This window comes from Vogesella aquatica, assembly GCF_028548455.1.
Lineage (GTDB): Bacteria > Pseudomonadota > Gammaproteobacteria > Burkholderiales > Chromobacteriaceae > Vogesella > Vogesella aquatica.
Genome location: NZ_JAQQLF010000007.1, coordinates 1 through 14,326, shown reverse-complemented (window position 1 = coordinate 14,326; position 14,326 = coordinate 1). Strand labels below are relative to the sequence as shown.

Annotated in this window: 13 protein-coding genes and 1 rRNA gene; 4 read left to right on the top strand and 10 right to left on the bottom strand. The window is 64.2% G+C overall.

Annotated elements, in window-relative coordinates:
* Window positions 1-43: 43 nt before the first annotated feature.
* The 5 genes from PQU95_RS06325 to smc form a co-directional block, all read right to left on the bottom strand.
* A complete protein-coding gene (locus PQU95_RS06325) occupies window positions 44-1,477 on the bottom strand; it encodes a tetratricopeptide repeat-containing glycosyltransferase family protein (RefSeq protein WP_272751215.1) in 1,434 nt (477 codons plus the stop codon).
* Complete coding sequence (gene ligA, locus PQU95_RS06320; protein ID WP_272751214.1) at window positions 1,474-3,912, bottom strand: NAD-dependent DNA ligase LigA; 2,439 nt, start codon at window positions 3,910-3,912, stop codon at window positions 1,474-1,476. Before ligA ends, PQU95_RS06325 begins: the two co-directional genes overlap by 4 nt.
* A gap of 66 nt (window positions 3,913-3,978) precedes the next feature.
* Window positions 3,979-5,121, bottom strand: a complete 1,143-nt coding sequence (locus PQU95_RS06315; RefSeq protein WP_272751213.1) for a cell division protein ZipA C-terminal FtsZ-binding domain-containing protein — start codon at window positions 5,119-5,121, stop codon at window positions 3,979-3,981.
* 99 nt (window positions 5,122-5,220) lie between these two features.
* Complete coding sequence (locus PQU95_RS06310; RefSeq protein WP_272751212.1) at window positions 5,221-5,586, bottom strand: energy transducer TonB; 366 nt, start codon at window positions 5,584-5,586, stop codon at window positions 5,221-5,223.
* A 325-nt stretch (window positions 5,587-5,911) separates the two neighbouring features.
* Window positions 5,912-9,397, bottom strand: coding sequence for a chromosome segregation protein SMC (gene smc / locus PQU95_RS06305; RefSeq protein ID WP_272751211.1), 3,486 nt, complete (start codon window positions 9,395-9,397; stop codon window positions 5,912-5,914).
* A 139-nt stretch (window positions 9,398-9,536) separates the two neighbouring features.
* On the opposite strand from smc, the gene PQU95_RS06300 reads away from it, so the two are divergent.
* The 4 genes from PQU95_RS06300 to PQU95_RS06285 are packed head-to-tail and all read left to right on the top strand — an operon-like array spanning window position 9,537 to window position 11,724.
* Window positions 9,537-10,097 carry a YqgE/AlgH family protein gene (locus PQU95_RS06300; protein ID WP_272751210.1) on the top strand — a complete coding sequence of 187 codons (561 nt, stop codon included), beginning with the start codon at window positions 9,537-9,539 and terminating at the stop codon, window positions 10,095-10,097.
* Complete coding sequence (ruvX, locus tag PQU95_RS06295) at window positions 10,090-10,521, top strand: Holliday junction resolvase RuvX (protein ID WP_272751209.1); 432 nt, start codon at window positions 10,090-10,092, stop codon at window positions 10,519-10,521. Before PQU95_RS06300 ends, ruvX begins: the two co-directional genes overlap by 8 nt.
* 1 nt (window position 10,522) lies before the next feature.
* Window positions 10,523-11,170, top strand: a complete 648-nt coding sequence (locus PQU95_RS06290) for an HAD family hydrolase (protein WP_272751208.1) — start codon at window positions 10,523-10,525, stop codon at window positions 11,168-11,170.
* On the top strand, window positions 11,167-11,724 hold the full coding sequence (locus PQU95_RS06285) for a nucleotidyltransferase family protein (RefSeq protein ID WP_272751207.1): 558 nt from the start codon (window positions 11,167-11,169) through the stop codon (window positions 11,722-11,724). The genes PQU95_RS06290 and PQU95_RS06285 overlap by 4 nt, the downstream gene beginning before the upstream one ends.
* Window positions 11,725-11,766: 42 nt before the next feature.
* Here PQU95_RS06285 and ylqF read toward each other — a convergent pair whose 3' ends face one another.
* From ylqF to rrf, 5 genes are all read right to left on the bottom strand, one after another.
* Window positions 11,767-12,702 carry a ribosome biogenesis GTPase YlqF gene (ylqF, locus tag PQU95_RS06280; RefSeq protein WP_272751206.1) on the bottom strand — a complete coding sequence of 312 codons (936 nt, stop codon included), beginning with the start codon at window positions 12,700-12,702 and terminating at the stop codon, window positions 11,767-11,769.
* Between the two features lie 3 nt (window positions 12,703-12,705).
* Window positions 12,706-12,918, bottom strand: a complete 213-nt coding sequence (locus PQU95_RS06275) for a DUF3820 family protein (protein ID WP_017509690.1) — start codon at window positions 12,916-12,918, stop codon at window positions 12,706-12,708.
* A gap of 69 nt (window positions 12,919-12,987) precedes the next feature.
* Window positions 12,988-13,341, bottom strand: coding sequence for a DUF4870 family protein (locus PQU95_RS06270; protein WP_272751205.1), 354 nt, complete (start codon window positions 13,339-13,341; stop codon window positions 12,988-12,990).
* A 27-nt stretch (window positions 13,342-13,368) separates the two neighbouring features.
* On the bottom strand, window positions 13,369-13,845 hold the full coding sequence (locus PQU95_RS06265) for a hypothetical protein (RefSeq protein WP_272751204.1): 477 nt from the start codon (window positions 13,843-13,845) through the stop codon (window positions 13,369-13,371).
* A 371-nt stretch (window positions 13,846-14,216) separates the two neighbouring features.
* Window positions 14,217-14,326, bottom strand: a 5S ribosomal RNA gene (gene rrf / locus PQU95_RS06260); the annotation flags it as partial.

Sequence of the window (14,326 nt, the reverse complement as noted above, 5' to 3'; positions counted from 1 at the left end):
GAAAAGATTGGTGGTTTGTTATGACATTGATGCGATTCTAACATCAATGCCGCGCCGCTCGCGACAGACTAGCGAGCGCTGTCGCCACCTCAGCCACCACCGCCGTCCAATCCCCTGCAGCCGGCTGACACCATAGCCTTACGCTGTCGTACCACGGCGAATGATCGCCCTGATGCAGGAAAAACGGCGCACGCTCGGCACGCATCATGACCCACACCGGTTTGCCTAGCGCGGCCATCAGATGCAGGGCTGCCGTATCGGCACTGACCAGCAGATCCAGCTGCGCCGCCATGGCGGCGGTATCGGCAAAATCCTGCAAGGGCAACGGTTGCACCCAGTCAGCCAGCAGCGGGTCGACCACGCCGGGCTGCAGCGCGTAAAAATCCACACCCGCCACTTCGCGCAGCGGCAACAGCGCCTCGGCCGGTACCGAGCGGCCCTGGCGTGCCAGCTCGGCAATACCGCCGCCCTGGGGTACCGCCTGCCACACCAGCCCTACTTTCAGGCGCGCGGTTTGCGGCAGTTGCCGTGGTGGCTGCGCCAGCACACTGTGCAGATAAGGCTGCCGCGGCAGCGTGGCCAGATCGATGCCAAGCACGCCGGGTAGCGACATCAGCGGCAGCTGCCAGTCAAATGCCGGCAACGTGCCGGACAAGGGTAGTACGGTGACGCCCTCCAGCTGCGCCAGCAAACGCAGCAGGCTGTCCTGCACCGCCAGCACAATGTGTGCATCAGGGTTGGCCGCACGCAGCTGCGGGACAAAACGCACCATCTGCAGCGTGTCGCCCAACCCCTGCTCGGCCCACAGCAGCAAGGTCTTGCCGGCCAGCGGCTGGCCCTGCCAGCGCTGCGCCGGCCAACGCGGCTGCAGCAGGCCTGCCCAGCGTGCCTCGTAATAAGGCCAGGCTTCGGCATAACGCCCTTGCATCAGCAAAGCCACCGCCAGGTTGAAGCGGCATACCGCCGGGGCATCGGGCAGCGCCAGCGCGCGGCGTAGCTGCTGTTCGGCTTGCTGCGGCTGTAGCGCCGCAATGCACGCCATGGCCAGGTTGTTCAGCCGCGCCGGGTTATCACCCGCCAGGGCCAATGCCTGCAGCTGGCAGTGCATGGCCTGCGCATAATCGGCCTGGTAGTAGCAGATGGTGCCCAGATTGCCCCAGGCGTCGGCGTGGCCCGGCTCTTGCGCCAGCACTTCGCGCAGCAGCGCGTCGGCTAGCGCCAATTCGCCCAGCTCTTTGAGCAGCACCGCCAGGTTGACCTTCACACTGCTGGCCTGCGGCTGCAGCGTGGAGGCTTGCAGGTAATCCTCCAGCGCCAGATTCAGCTGGCGCAGCGCCATGCGCGCATTGCCACGGTTAAGCCAGGCTTGCCAGTCTTGCGGGTTGGCCTGCAGGCAGCGATCGAAACAGGCAATCGCCTGCTGGTGCTGCCCTGCCGCCATCAGCTGGTTGCCCTGCTCGAATGCCTGGGTATTCATGCCGGCTCCTGCCCTAGCAGCGCCAGCAAACCCGCCTCGTCCAGCACCGGCACACCCAGCTCCAGCGCTTTGTCGAGCTTGCTGCCGGCTTCCGCGCCGGCCACGACGTAATGGGTTTTTTTGGACACGCTGCCGCTTACCTTGCCACCAGCGGCCTCCACCAGTGCTTTGGCCTGGTCGCGCCCCATGGTGGGCAGCGTACCAGTCAGCACAAAGGTCTTGCCGGCCACGGCCTCATTTAGCATGAGCGCGGCCTCGGCTGGCGTGGTGGCCAGCAGCGCATCTCGGTAGGCCGCCAGCTGCTGCAGCGCGGCACGGTTGGCCGCTTCGTCCAGCCAGTCGGCCAGCGCGTTCACCACCTCGGCCGGTAACGCCAGCTGGATAAGGTCCACACGCGGCATGGCCGCCAGCGCGGCAATGTCAGGCTGCAATGCGGCTAACTGCTGCGCCCGCACCTCGGTCAGCCGCGGCACGCCCAGGCGGGCATAAAGGTTGGCCGCAGTCAGCTTGTCGTGCAGCTGGGCGCGCGGCGCGTGTTCGTCAGCGGGCACGACGCCGGCGGCCAGCAGCGCGTCGATGACGGCTTCGTTCTGCGCCTCGGCAAAGAACTCGGCAATGGCGTCCGCCACCACGCCACCAATATCCGGCAGCGCGGCCAACACGGCACGTGGTGCCTGGCGGATGTGCGCCAGCGAACCCAGCCAGTCGGCCAGCGTCTTGGCGGTGGATTCGCCCACGTGGCGGATACCCAAGGCAAACAGGCAACGCGCCAGCGGTGGCGTCTTGCTGGCAGCAATAGCGTCGATCAGGTTCTCAGCCCATTTGGTGGCCACTTTGCCAGCCTTCACCGTTTCTGGCGTGATGCCTTCCTGCTCATCGGCGCGGCGCTTCATCTCCAGCAAATCGGCCAGCGTCAGCCGGTACAGGTCGGCCACGCTGCGCACGTAATCGAACTCCACCAGCTTGTCGATATAGCGCTCGCCCAGGCCGTCGATGTCCATCATGCGGCGGCCGGCAAAATGCTGGATCGCCTGCGTACGCTGCGCCTTGCATACCAGCCCGCCGCTGCAGCGGGCGATGGCTTCGCCCTCCTCGCGCACCACGTGGCTGCCGCACACCGGGCACTGGCTGGGCAGGCGGTAGGCGTCGTACATCGGCTCTTCGCTACTGCTGAACAGGTCGCCGCCCAAGGTTGGCCGCATCGGGCGCTTGTCCGGCACCACGGCGACCACTTCGGGGATCACGTCGCCGGCGCGGCGCACAATGACGGTATCGCCCACGCGCACATCCTTGCGGCGCACTTCGTCCTCGTTGTGCAGCGTGGCATTGGTCACGGTGACACCACCGACAAACACCGGCTGCAAGCGCGCCACCGGCGTGATGGCGCCGGTGCGGCCAACCTGTTCCTCGATGGCTTCCACCACGGTCAGCGCCTCTTCGGCGGGGAATTTGTGCGCGATGGCCCAGCGTGGCGCGCGTGACACGAAGCCCAGCCGCTCCTGCTGCGCACGGCTGTTGAGCTTGTACACCACGCCATCGATCTCGAACGGCAAGCCGGCACGGCGCGCCAGCACGCTTTCGTAGTAGTCGGCCAGCCCGGCAGCACCGTGCACCACCGGCCGCAAGTCGGCCTGCACTACCGGGAAGCCCAGCGTAGCCAGCCAGTCCATTTCGGCGTCGTGGGTGGCCGGCCAGTCGGCACCCTCTACCTGGGCGATGGCGTAGGCAAAGAACGACAAGCGGCGCTGCGCGGTAATGCGCGAATCCAGCTGCCGCAGGCTGCCGGCGGCAGCGTTGCGCGGGTTGGCAAACGGCTTGTCGCCGCGTTCGCGCTGGGTCTCGTTCAGGCGCTCGAAATCGCGCTTCAGCATCAGCACCTCGCCACGCACCTCCAGCAGCGACGGGACATGCTCGCCATGCAGACGCAGCGGGATGGCGCGCACGGTGCGGATATTGGCGGTAACGTTTTCGCCGCTGCTGCCGTCGCCACGGGTGGCGGCCTGCACCAGCTCGCCGTCGCGGTACAGCAGGCTGATGGCCAGGCCGTCGAACTTGGGCTCGGTGGCGTAGGCCAGGTTGGCCGCCGCCAGGTCGCGGCCAACCCGCTCGTCAAAGGCAATCAGCTCGGCGTGCCGCACGGCAAAGTCGTCGGCCTGCATGTCGGAAAAAGCGTTGGACAGCGACAGCATCGGCACCGTATGCGTCACGCTATCGAAGGCCGGCAGCACCTCGCCACCGACACGCTGCGTGGGCGAGGCCGGCGTTTTCAGCACCGGGTAGTCGGCCTCCAGCTGCTGCAGCTCGCGGAACAGGCGGTCGTACTCGGCGTCGGGCACCGTGGGGGCGTCCAGCACGTAGTATTGGTGGTTGTAGCGTTCCAGCAGCTGCGCTAGCTCGGTGGCGCGGGTCTGGACAGGGGCAGGGATGACAGTCATGGCCTAACCTGGAATGCAGCACGCCGGCAGCTGCCGGCGTGATAGTGAATGGGAAATGCTGGCCGCTCAGGCAAACAGCCGCAGGGCGGCCACGCTGCCAGGTGCAATGCCGCGGTCGTCCATATTGCCGTAGATGCGGGTCAGCTGGTCGCGGATCTGCGCCAGGCCCTGGTCGCTGAGCACGCGGCGGTTATCGTCCACCAGCTGCGCATCAAACTCTTGCGACAGATGTTTGGCAAACTGTACCGCACGGTCAAATACCGCTACCCCGCCAGCCACGCGCGGCACGTCAAACATCAGTGTCAGCGCCGGAAACTGTTTGTCCAGCAAGGTGTGCAGGGTAAACGGGGTCTGGTCGGCAGAAGCCAGCGAGAACAGTGTATTGCCGGAATCCGCCAGATAGTGGAACTGGCCATCCGGCTCCAGCTGCAGGCCGGCGGCCTCGGCCACGCTGCGCAGGCGCGCACCGGCAATGGGCTTGCCAGCCACGATATTGATACCGATCAGCACGTCTACATCCACGCAGAAGCGGTCCAGCTCGCGCGCCGACACCAGCTTTTGCTGGCGCTGCGGGAAGCTGACCTGGGCGCCGAGCTTTTCGGCGTAGTGGCTTACCTGCTGGCAGAAGCTGGCCAGCTCCTGCTCGGTGACCGCACCACCGCGGTCAACCAGCTGCAGACCAAAGTTCACTTGTTTGTAGCGGGTGCCCGGCAGGATTTCGGCCGGTTTCCACAAGCCACGCTCGGTGCGCAGGATAGCCTGCACACGTTTGGCCACATTGAAGCGCGGCAGCTGCTCCAGCACCTGCGGCTGGGCGAATGCCACCTCGGCGATAAAATCCAGCGACGGGTCCAGCAGCGATACCACCAAGGCCTGGTGGTCGGCAGCATCCAGCTCCGGGGGTTCCTGCACCAGCGGGGCGACAGGCTCTGGCTGCGCAGTGCGCGCCAGCGGGGCGGGCGGCGGGATATCGTTCAGGTAGGCTGGCGTACTGTCGTCTTCGTCATCCAGCAGCACCGGCTCCAGGCGCGCCTGCTGGCCGTCACGCACATTATTTCGGGGGACGTCCAGCAACACATCGGTGTGATGGCGTGCAAAGGCCTGGCTGGTCTTCTTGCGAAAGCGCCATTCCTGATAAAAATTGAAGCCGAATACCAGTGCTACTACCAATGCACTCAGCAACAAGATGCCTATTTTCATTTCGCTCATTGAGCTTTTTCCACAGCAGCAGCCATTATCCGAACCGGTATTATAACAAACCCCCGCAGGGGTACGGCGCGTGAATCAGTACGTCATTTAGCGTTTTGTTCAATTTTCGTCAAGGGAAAAGCGCACCGGCAGCACCAGTTGGGCCGCCACCGGCCGCCCGCCTTCCTGTGCGGCCTGGAACTGCCAGCGCGCCACGCTATCGCGCGCCGCCTTGTCCAGGCGCGTAAAACCACTGCTTTTCTGCAGCTCGGTGCGCTGCAACCTGCCATCGGCATCAATTGCCAGCCGCAACATTACCACGCCTTGCTCGCCCAGATCGCGCGAGATGGCCGGATAATCAGGCCGCGGCGCCTGTAATACACGGGCGGGGCGGCTAGCGACCACCTCCTGGCTAGCCGCCTCGCTACCACCACGGCCCGGGTTCTGCCCTGCCGGTGTAGCCGGTGCGGCACCAGCAGCGGGCATCGTTGGCGCGGGGCTAGCGGACAACGGTACCGCGACTGGCACCGGCGGGGTGGCGGTTGAGATGGCTGCCTCTTGTGCTGCCACAGGGTTGGCCGCGCGCTCTGCTTGCCCTGCACTCCGGCCGTAATCTGGCTTTAGCACAGCCGGCCTGGCTGGCGTGCCCGGGCTGGCCCGCGGCTGGGGCACATCGGCCGATGCTGGTGCTGGCTGCAGGCGGATCAGCATGATGGGCGGCTCAGCCGCGGGCAGGGGCACGGCTGCGGCCAAACCCCATAGCAGCAGCGCATGCAGCAATAGCGATCCCAGCAGCGCCCGGCGCATGGGCTTAGGCCGTTTCGCGCATCTTCAGCGCCTCGACAATGTCCACTGCCACGATACGGCTGCAGCCTTGCTCTTGCATGGTCACGCCCACCAGCTGCTCGGCCATTTCCATGGTGAGGCGGTTGTGGCTGATGTACAGGAACTGGGTATGCACGGCCATCTGCTTGACCAAGTCGCAGAAGCGGCTGGTATTGGCGTCGTCCAGCGGAGCGTCCACCTCGTCCAGCAGGCAGAATGGCGCCGGGTTCAGGCTGAACAGCGAGAACACCAGGCTCATGGCGGTCAGCGCTTTTTCGCCGCCGGATAGCAGATGGATGGTGCTGTTTTTCTTGCCCGGTGGCTGGGCGATGATCTGGATACCCGCCGACAACAAATCCTCGCCGGTGAGCACCAGCTCGGCGCGGCCGCCGCCAAACAGCGTGGGGAAAAACTCGCTCATCTTGGCGTTCACCGCGTCGTAGGTGGCCTGCAGCATCTCGCGGGTTTCGCCGTCGATTTTGGCGATGGCTTCTTCCAGCGTGGCCATGGCCTGCATCAGGTCGTCGGTCTGGCTGGCCAAGTAGTCACCGCGCTTTCTGGCTTCTTCCAGCTCTTGCAGCGCGGCCAGGTTCACCGCGCCCAGGCCATCGATGGCACGTGCCAGGCGGGCGATCTCGGCGGCCAAGGCATTGGGTTTTACCGCGTCGGTGAGGTGCGGCAGTAGCGCCACCTCGTCGGCCTCGGCGGTTTTCAGCTCTTCGTCAAAACGCTCTACGTTCAGCCGCGCTTCCTGGTGCTTCAGCAGCCAGTCCGAACGCGCTTCGCGCAGCGCCGGCAGCGCCGCGTTGATCTCTTGTTGACGTTGCGTGTACTGGCGCAGGGCTTCGGTGAGGGCATTCAGCTGGTCGCGGGTAGCGGACAGGCTGTGCTCGCGCGTTTCACGCACCGCCAGCGCCTCTTGCAGCACGTCGTCCGGTGCGGCCTCTTCTACCGTCTCGGCTTCCATCACCAGCGTTTCCAGCCGCTCCTGCAGCTGCTGGTCGCGCTCGGCCAGCTCGCGCGCGCGGCGCGCCAGCTCGGCCACTTTTTGCTCGGCGGTGTGCTGGGCCAGCTTGATTTCGTGTAGCTGGCGTTCGGCGTCGCGGGTTTTGTTACGCGCCAGCTCCAGGCCGGTTTCGGCGTTCAGCCGTGCCAAGCGGGCGTCTTCCAACTGCTCGGCCAGCTCTTCCAGCTGCATGGCGTTTTCTTCGGCCAGCAGCTCGGCGTCGGTAATGGTGTCTTGTGCGGTGCTGCGCTCGTCTTGCAGGCGCAGCTGCTCGGCGTGGATGGCGGCCAGGCGGGCGGCGCCCTGCCGTGCGGCCTGGTCCAGCTTGACGTGCTCCAGCGTGGCGGCATTCAGCTCCGCCTCCAGCCGCGACACGGCCGATTTCTGCGCGCGGATGGCTTCGGCCAGCATGCCCAGCATGGAAACCACGCTATCGCGGCGGCGCTGCGCGTCGTGCTGCTGCGGTTGCAGTGCGGCCAACCTTTCGGCAGCGGCGTCACGGGCGGCTTTGCGCGCCATCATGCCGTCGCCAGCTTGTGCCGCGTGAAAATGCACGGCGTGGCGGCTAATGCGGTGGCCTTGCGGCGTGACCCAGCACTCGCCCGCGGCCAGCTCGCCACGGCGGGCGATGGCGTCGTCGAGGTTGGCCGCACAGTAGACGCCAGCCAGCCAGTCGGCCAGGGCGCCGGCAAAAGCGCTATCCACGCTAAGCTGCTGCAGCAAGGCGGGGCGCGGGCCGATAGCGGCCGTACCGGTGCTAACCGGCTGATCGACCAACGCCAGCGGGGCGGGTGGCACGGCATCGCCGGCCTGGCCTGCGCGGGCGGCCAGGCGCTCGCCCAGTACCACTTCCACCGCGGTGCGCCAGGCATCGTCAACCTGCAGGCTTTGCCACAGCGCCGGTGCGTCGACCAGCTGCTGGCTGGCCAGCCAGCCGGCCAGCTGCTCGCCTGCCGCTTCGCGCGCCAGCACGGCATCCAGCGCGGCCATTTCGGCCTCGGCGCGGGCGGCGTCGCTGTGCAGGGCGTTGAGGGTTTTATCCAGTTGCTCGCGCTCGGCAGACAAGTCGGCCTGCTTGGCTTCGTCTGCGGCCAACCTGGCCCGCACGGCGTCCAGTGCGCTGCGGGCTTTGTCTACTTCGGCGCGAGCGGCGTCCAGCACGGCGTGTTCTGGCAGGTTCAGGTCTTGCAGCTCGCGCTGCAGGGCGTGTTCGCGCCCGGCCAGTTGTTCGATACTGCGGCGCAGGTGCTCGCCCTGCTGCCGCGCCAGGTCGCGCTCGCGGGTCAGGTTGGCAATTTGTGCGGTCATCTGCGCCAGGCGCTGGTCCGCCACGCGAAAGGCCGCTTCGGCAGATGGCAGGCTGTCGGCGCCGTCTTCCAGCCCCATTTGCGCTTCTTCCATACGCATCTGGGCTTCTTCGCGGCGGGGTAGCCAGTCGTCCAGCTCGTCTTCTACCTGGGCTTGGTGCTCGGCCAGCTGCTGGCGCTCGTTGCGGGCGCTGGCCAGCTCGCGCTCCAGCCGTTCGCGGCTTTGCAGGCGGTGGCGCTGCTGCTCTTCCAGCCGCGCCAGGTTGGCATTGGCTTCAAACAGCGCCTGCTGGGCTTCGTGTACGGCATCGCTGGCGGCGTAGTGCGTTTCGCGCACGGTTTCCAGCTCTGTTTCCAGGTGGGTGTGGGCGGCTTCCAGCGCGGTTTCTTCGGTTTCGATGCGCGCCAGCTCGGCCCGGGCGGTGGCTTCGATGCGGGCGGCTTCTTCGCGCCGCGCCAAGGCCAGCAGGTTTTGCTTGAAAGTGAGCGCGCCGCGCATGTCCTGGTAGTTGGCCGCCACTTCGGCTTGCTCGCTCAGGCGCTCTACCTGGCGGCCCAGCTCCAGCTTGAGGTCTTCGATACGGGTCAGGTTGTCGCGGGTATCGGCCAGGCGGTTTTCGGTTTCGCGGCGGCGTTCTTTGTACTTGGAGACACCGGCAGCCTCTTCCAGATAGGCGCGCAGCTCTTCGGGGCGGGCCTCGATAATGCGCGAGATCATGCCCTGCTCGATCACCGCGTAGCCACGCGCACCCACGCCGGTACCCAAAAACAGGTCGGTAATGTCGCGGCGGCGCACTTGCTGGTTATTGATGTAGTAGCTGGATTCGCCCTGCCGCGTGAGGACGCGCTTGATGGACACCTCGGCGTACTGCCCCCACGGGCCGGTAAGCTGGCCGTCAGCGTTATCGAATACCAGCTCGACCGAGGCACGCGATACCGGCTTGCGGGTGCTGGAGCCGTTGAAGATCACGTCTTGCATGGACTCGCCGCGCAGCTGCTTGGCGCTGGACTCGCCCAGCACCCAGCGCACGGCGTCGATCACATTGGATTTGCCGCAGCCATTGGGGCCGATCACGGCCACCAGCTGGCCTGGCACGGCAATGCTGGTGGGGTCGACAAACGATTTGAAGCCGGCAAGCTTGATATGGGTAAGGCGCAAGGGGCAAGTCCACAAACGGTTGAATCAGCCGGGCATTTTACCCGCCCGCACGCACCCTGCGCCAAAGCAATCTGCCGGCAATAAAAAGAAACTGCGGCCAACCTTTGCCGGCCATGACATTGGTTGCCATAATGCGGCTATGGAAACGCTATCTCTTGCCCATCATTTCTTGATTGCCATGCCCGATATGGCCGACCCGCTGTTTGCCAAAAGCATCGTGTACCTTTGCGAGCACGGCGAACAAGGCGCCATGGGGGTGATTATCAACAAGCCTTCCGGCATCGTGCTGGCGCAGCTGCTGGAGCAGATCGACCTGCCGCTGAGCAACGACGATACCAACACCACGCCGGTCTTCTTTGGCGGGCCGGTACAGCCAGACCGTGGCTTTGTGCTGCACAAGCCTATCGGCAACTGGCAATCCACGCTCACCATCACCGACGACCTGGCGCTGAGCACCTCCAAAGACATCCTGGCCGCCGTGGCAGAAGGCCGTGGCCCGGACAAGCTGCAAATCAGCCTGGGTTACGCCGGCTGGGAAAAAGGCCAGCTGGAAGAAGAAATCGCCGCCAATAGCTGGCTCACCGTCGCTGCCGAGGACTGGGTGATCTTCGACACCCCGGTAGAAGAGCGCTACACCTGCGCCATCAAGCTGCTGGGCTTCGACCCGGCGCTGCTATCCAGCGTGTCCGGCCATGCATAAGGGCACCGTGCTGGGCTTTGATTTTGGCGAGAAACGCATTGGCGTGGCACTGGGCGAGCCGCAACTGGGCATAGCGACCCCGCTGCAAACCATTCACAGCGAGGTGAATGACGTGCGCTTTGCCACCATCGCCAAGCTGATAGACGAATGGAAAGCCACCGGTTTCGTGGTGGGCCTGCCCATGCATATGGATGGCAAAGAGCACGCCCTGACCGCACTGTGCCGCAAGTTTGCCCAGCGCCTGCACGGCCGCTACGGCCTGCCGGTGTGGCTGGTGGACGAGCGCCTAACCTCGGTCATTGCAGAAGGCCTGCTGGAAGACGCTGGCGTGTACGGCCGCCGCCAGAAAGAGATGCTGGACCAGGTGGCCGCCCAGGCGATCCTGATGGGCTGGTTCGAACAGCCCGGCGAGCCCATCGCCTGATATGCGCATCGCCGCCCTGCTGATCGACATCGACGACACCCTGCTGGACGACGCCCACGCCACGCGCCACGGGGTGGCTGCCCTGTTGGCCGCGCACCAGCTGCCTTATACGCTGGACGACGCCTGCCAGTGCTGGCACACCCTCACGCAGCAGCACTGGCTACGCTTCGAGCGCGGTGAATGCAGCATCATCGAGCAACGCCACGCCCGCTTGCGCGGCCTGTTCCAGCGCGAGCTGTCCGAGTCCGAAGCCGCACAAGCCTTCGAACCCTATATTGCCGGCTACCGTAGCAACTGGAAGGCATTCGACGATACCGCCGCGTTTGTCGCCGCTACTGCCCACCTGCCCCGCGTGCTGGTCAGCAATGGCCACCTGGACATTCAGCAACGCAAGCTGGCTTTTACCGGGCTGGACGCGCACTTCCCGCACCTGCTGACGCCGCAAAACTGCGGCCACGCCAAGCCCGACGCCGCCATCTTCGAAGTGGCGGCCGCGCTGGCCGGCGTGCCGCTACAACAGTGCATGGTGATAGGCGACGACGCGGTACGCGACATCGGCGCCGCCCAAACCTTGGGCATGCCGTACTTCCATGTGGATCGCCGCCGCGCGGATGGCGGCTTGCTGGCTTGCCTGCCACTGCTGGCATGAGCGATGCCGAGGCGACGGCACTGCTAGCCAGCTGGCTACGTGCTGACACCTTTCGCTGGCAATGCCTGCAAACCGTACGCGATGCTCTACCCGTGCAGGCCTGGCTGGCCGCCGGCTTCATCCGCAATCTGGTATGGGATCACCAGCACGGCTATCTGCAGCCGACAGCACTGCAGGACATCGACGTGATCTACCTGGACGCAGCGCAGCTGTCACCCGCACAGGATCACCACTATGAAACCCTGCTTGCCGCACAGTTGGCCGCAGCTTGGCAGGTACGCAACCAGGCGCGCATGGCAGCTCGCCAGCAACACGCACCTTACCCGGATTGTGCCAGCGCCATTCGCCACTGGCCGGAAACCGCCACCTGCTACGCCGTACGGGTGGATGCGGACAAGCAGCTGCACTGGCTGGCGCCACTAGGCTGGGCGCCGCTGTTTGCCGCTGAAGTCGTGCGCAACCCGCTGTTTGCCGGCGGCGATGCCATCTGGCAGCAGCGGCTACAGCAAAAAATGTGGCAGCAACGTTGGCCGCAGCTGCGCTTGTCCACATGAAAAAAGGCGGCCCAGGCCGCCTTTGCTGTACCGGCACTCGCCTTAGCGGGTGCCTTTTTTCTTTTCCTCACGTTCCAGGCGCGCATTCTCTTTTTGCGCAGCACGCAGCACTTCGTGCTCCTTGGCGGCTTTTTCCCACGCCATCCATTCTTCCGGCAGCTCCAGCGAAATACGGCCAGTCGCCCCCGCGCGGAAGTCGGTGAGCACGATTTCGGATGCTTTCTGGATATTGATGCGGCCACCCGGCAGTACTGCACCGCGCTTTTTGCCGACCCGCTCCAGCACTTGCCAGTCTTGCAGACCGTCGATGTCGCCAATCTTGTAGCGCTCGTCCAGCTGCGGGGCGTAGTGCTTCATCAGAATCAGCAACAACTCCAGCGCCACTTCTTCTTCGTCCAGCGCATTGCGGCCAACGGCGCCACTGGCGGCCAGATTGTAGCCACCTTGCGGCACGATGATCTTGGGCCACAGCATGCCTGGGGTATCAAACAGCTCGATATCGTCCGCCAGCATGATGCGCTGCTGGCCTTTGGTAATGCCCGGCTCGTTACCGGTTTTGGCGATACGGCGGCCGGTAATGCTGTTGATCAGCGTGGATTTGCCCACGTTCGGGATGCCGCAAATCACCACGCGCAGCGGTTTGTCCACGCTATTGCGGCCAGGGGCCAGCTCGCGGCAGGCAGCCACCAGTTTCTGCGCAGGTGCGGCGTCCGAGGCATCCAGACCGATGGCACGGGTGCCCGGCATCTTGCGGTACCAGTTCAACCACTGCTCGGTCACTTTGGGGTCGGCCAGGTCTTGTTTGTTCAACACCTTCAAGGCCGGTTTGCCACGCGCCAGGCGGGCAATCATCGGGTTGGCACTGGAGCCCGGCAGGCGCGCGTCCAGCATCTCGATCACCACGTCGATACTGCCAAGGCGCTCTTCGAGCTCCTTCTTGGCTTTGTTCATGTGACCGGGGAACCATTGAATGGCCATGTATTATCGCTTTCGTAGTGGGTCGAGCAAAGAAGACAGACCGTTATGATCCAGTTCGTGCATCAGCGCCAACAGGCGGCCGATCTCGCCAGGCGGGAAGCCTTCGCGGGCAAACCAGTTCAGGTAATGGCCAGGCAGGTCGGCGATCAGGCGGCCTTTGTACTTTCCGTACGGCATGACCCGGGTGACCAGCAGCTGCAGCAGGTGGGCGTCCATCTTCTTTTAAATCAAAGGGAAGGCGCGCATTGTGCCAAATTTTGCCCCACTACGCACGGGCAATCGTGCTTACCGCGGTAGCGGCTTGCCATCATTAAAAGCCAGGAAACCCCGCACGATGCGGTAAACATACCAGCACCACACCAGAGCACCGGTCAGAAAGCCCAGCCCGAACAGGATAATCAACGGGTAAGAAATGGCAGCGCCCAACAAGGCCCACCAGAAAGTACGTATCTGCCAGCTAAAGTGGCTATCCCACAGCGTGTCGCGAGCCTCATCACGCTTCACATAATTAATGATCACGCCGACTATGGCACCAGGCACACCAAACAGATTCACGATCTGCAAGATATACACCACCATAGTCAGGTTACGGATCGCATCATCCTGGCGCGGCATACGCTCTACGGTACCGTCTTGCATAACACCTCCTATCATTAATCCGGCAGGTCAGAACTTCGCCTGCCACGCGTGAGCCAGCTGTACCAGCCACGGGCGCAGCTGCTCGCGCAAGGAAAGGGACTGCGCCACCACACCGCCTTGCTTGCGCAGCAACATCGGCACACCACCTTGGCACAACTTGCCCGGCAACGCGCCGCTCAAAGCGAATGAACGCAGCTGCGGCAGCTCCAGTTGCAAGAAAGTCGCCAACCACGCCAGCTTGCGGTTAAGCACGTCCATCATATCCAGCTCGGACAAGCTCAGTGACAGATGATTCAACTGAAACACCACCACACGCGCGGCAAGCCAGTCTTCCCGGCACGGATGGCCACCCTGTGCCAGGATATGCGCCAGCGTACGCACCTCGGGAAACAAGGCCTCCGAAACCATCAAGCGGCCACTTGCATCGTGGCCACAGGCAGCCAGCTCACGCGCGGGCACGGTCGCAGCATGCTCGACATCGGTAATGATATGTATGGATTGCACGGGCAAGGTGCAGGAGAAAGACGCAATCCAGGGCAGTGCATTTTCCATCTTCAGGCTCCGCACCACCGTAACTGAAAAACGTTGCCCACAAAAGCAATGCCGCCAATTACGGCGGCATTGTTTGAAATATTGAGGGTCAGAATTCAGACCACAAGTTTCCCTGGTGCCGCCAGATGTGTGCGGTAACCATAATAATAAGCGTGAGAAACAAAAAGGGTCGTCTTAGCCATAGTGCTATTGATAGTGCCTGCGGCAGGCAGCGTCGTCAAGTAAAAATGGCGGCCAAGGTTGGCCGCGGGGTGCATGCGCGGTGTTTTCGCCGCACCAAAGCACAAAGCCCAGCTCGTCTGAGCTGGGCTTCGGTATCGGGCGTCTGGCGGTGTCCTACTTTCACACAGGTATCTGCACTATCATCGGCGCTGAGGCGTTTCACGGTCCTGTTCGGAATGGGAAGGCGTGGGACCACCTCGCTATGGCCACC

Bases quoted from the DNA above. Each gene is read 5' to 3' on its own strand.
- PQU95_RS06325 (WP_272751215.1), bottom strand. From the start codon at position 1,477: ATGAATACCCAGGCATTCGAGCAGGGCAACCAGCTGATGGCGGCAGGG.
- ligA (WP_272751214.1), bottom strand. From the start codon at position 3,912: ATGACTGTCATCCCTGCCCCTGTCCAGACCCGCGCCACCGAGCTAGCG.
- PQU95_RS06315 (WP_272751213.1), bottom strand. From the start codon at position 5,121: ATGAGCGAAATGAAAATAGGCATCTTGTTGCTGAGTGCATTGGTAGTA.
- PQU95_RS06310 (WP_272751212.1), bottom strand. From the start codon at position 5,586: ATGCCCGCTGCTGGTGCCGCACCGGCTACACCGGCAGGGCAGAACCCG.
- PQU95_RS06300 (WP_272751210.1), top strand. From the start codon at position 9,537: ATGGAAACGCTATCTCTTGCCCATCATTTCTTGATTGCCATGCCCGAT.
- ruvX (WP_272751209.1), top strand. From the start codon at position 10,090: ATGCATAAGGGCACCGTGCTGGGCTTTGATTTTGGCGAGAAACGCATT.
- PQU95_RS06290 (WP_272751208.1), top strand. From the start codon at position 10,523: ATGCGCATCGCCGCCCTGCTGATCGACATCGACGACACCCTGCTGGAC.
- PQU95_RS06285 (WP_272751207.1), top strand. From the start codon at position 11,167: ATGAGCGATGCCGAGGCGACGGCACTGCTAGCCAGCTGGCTACGTGCT.
- ylqF (WP_272751206.1), bottom strand. From the start codon at position 12,702: ATGGCCATTCAATGGTTCCCCGGTCACATGAACAAAGCCAAGAAGGAG.
- PQU95_RS06275 (WP_017509690.1), bottom strand. From the start codon at position 12,918: ATGGACGCCCACCTGCTGCAGCTGCTGGTCACCCGGGTCATGCCGTAC.
- PQU95_RS06270 (WP_272751205.1), bottom strand. From the start codon at position 13,341: ATGCAAGACGGTACCGTAGAGCGTATGCCGCGCCAGGATGATGCGATC.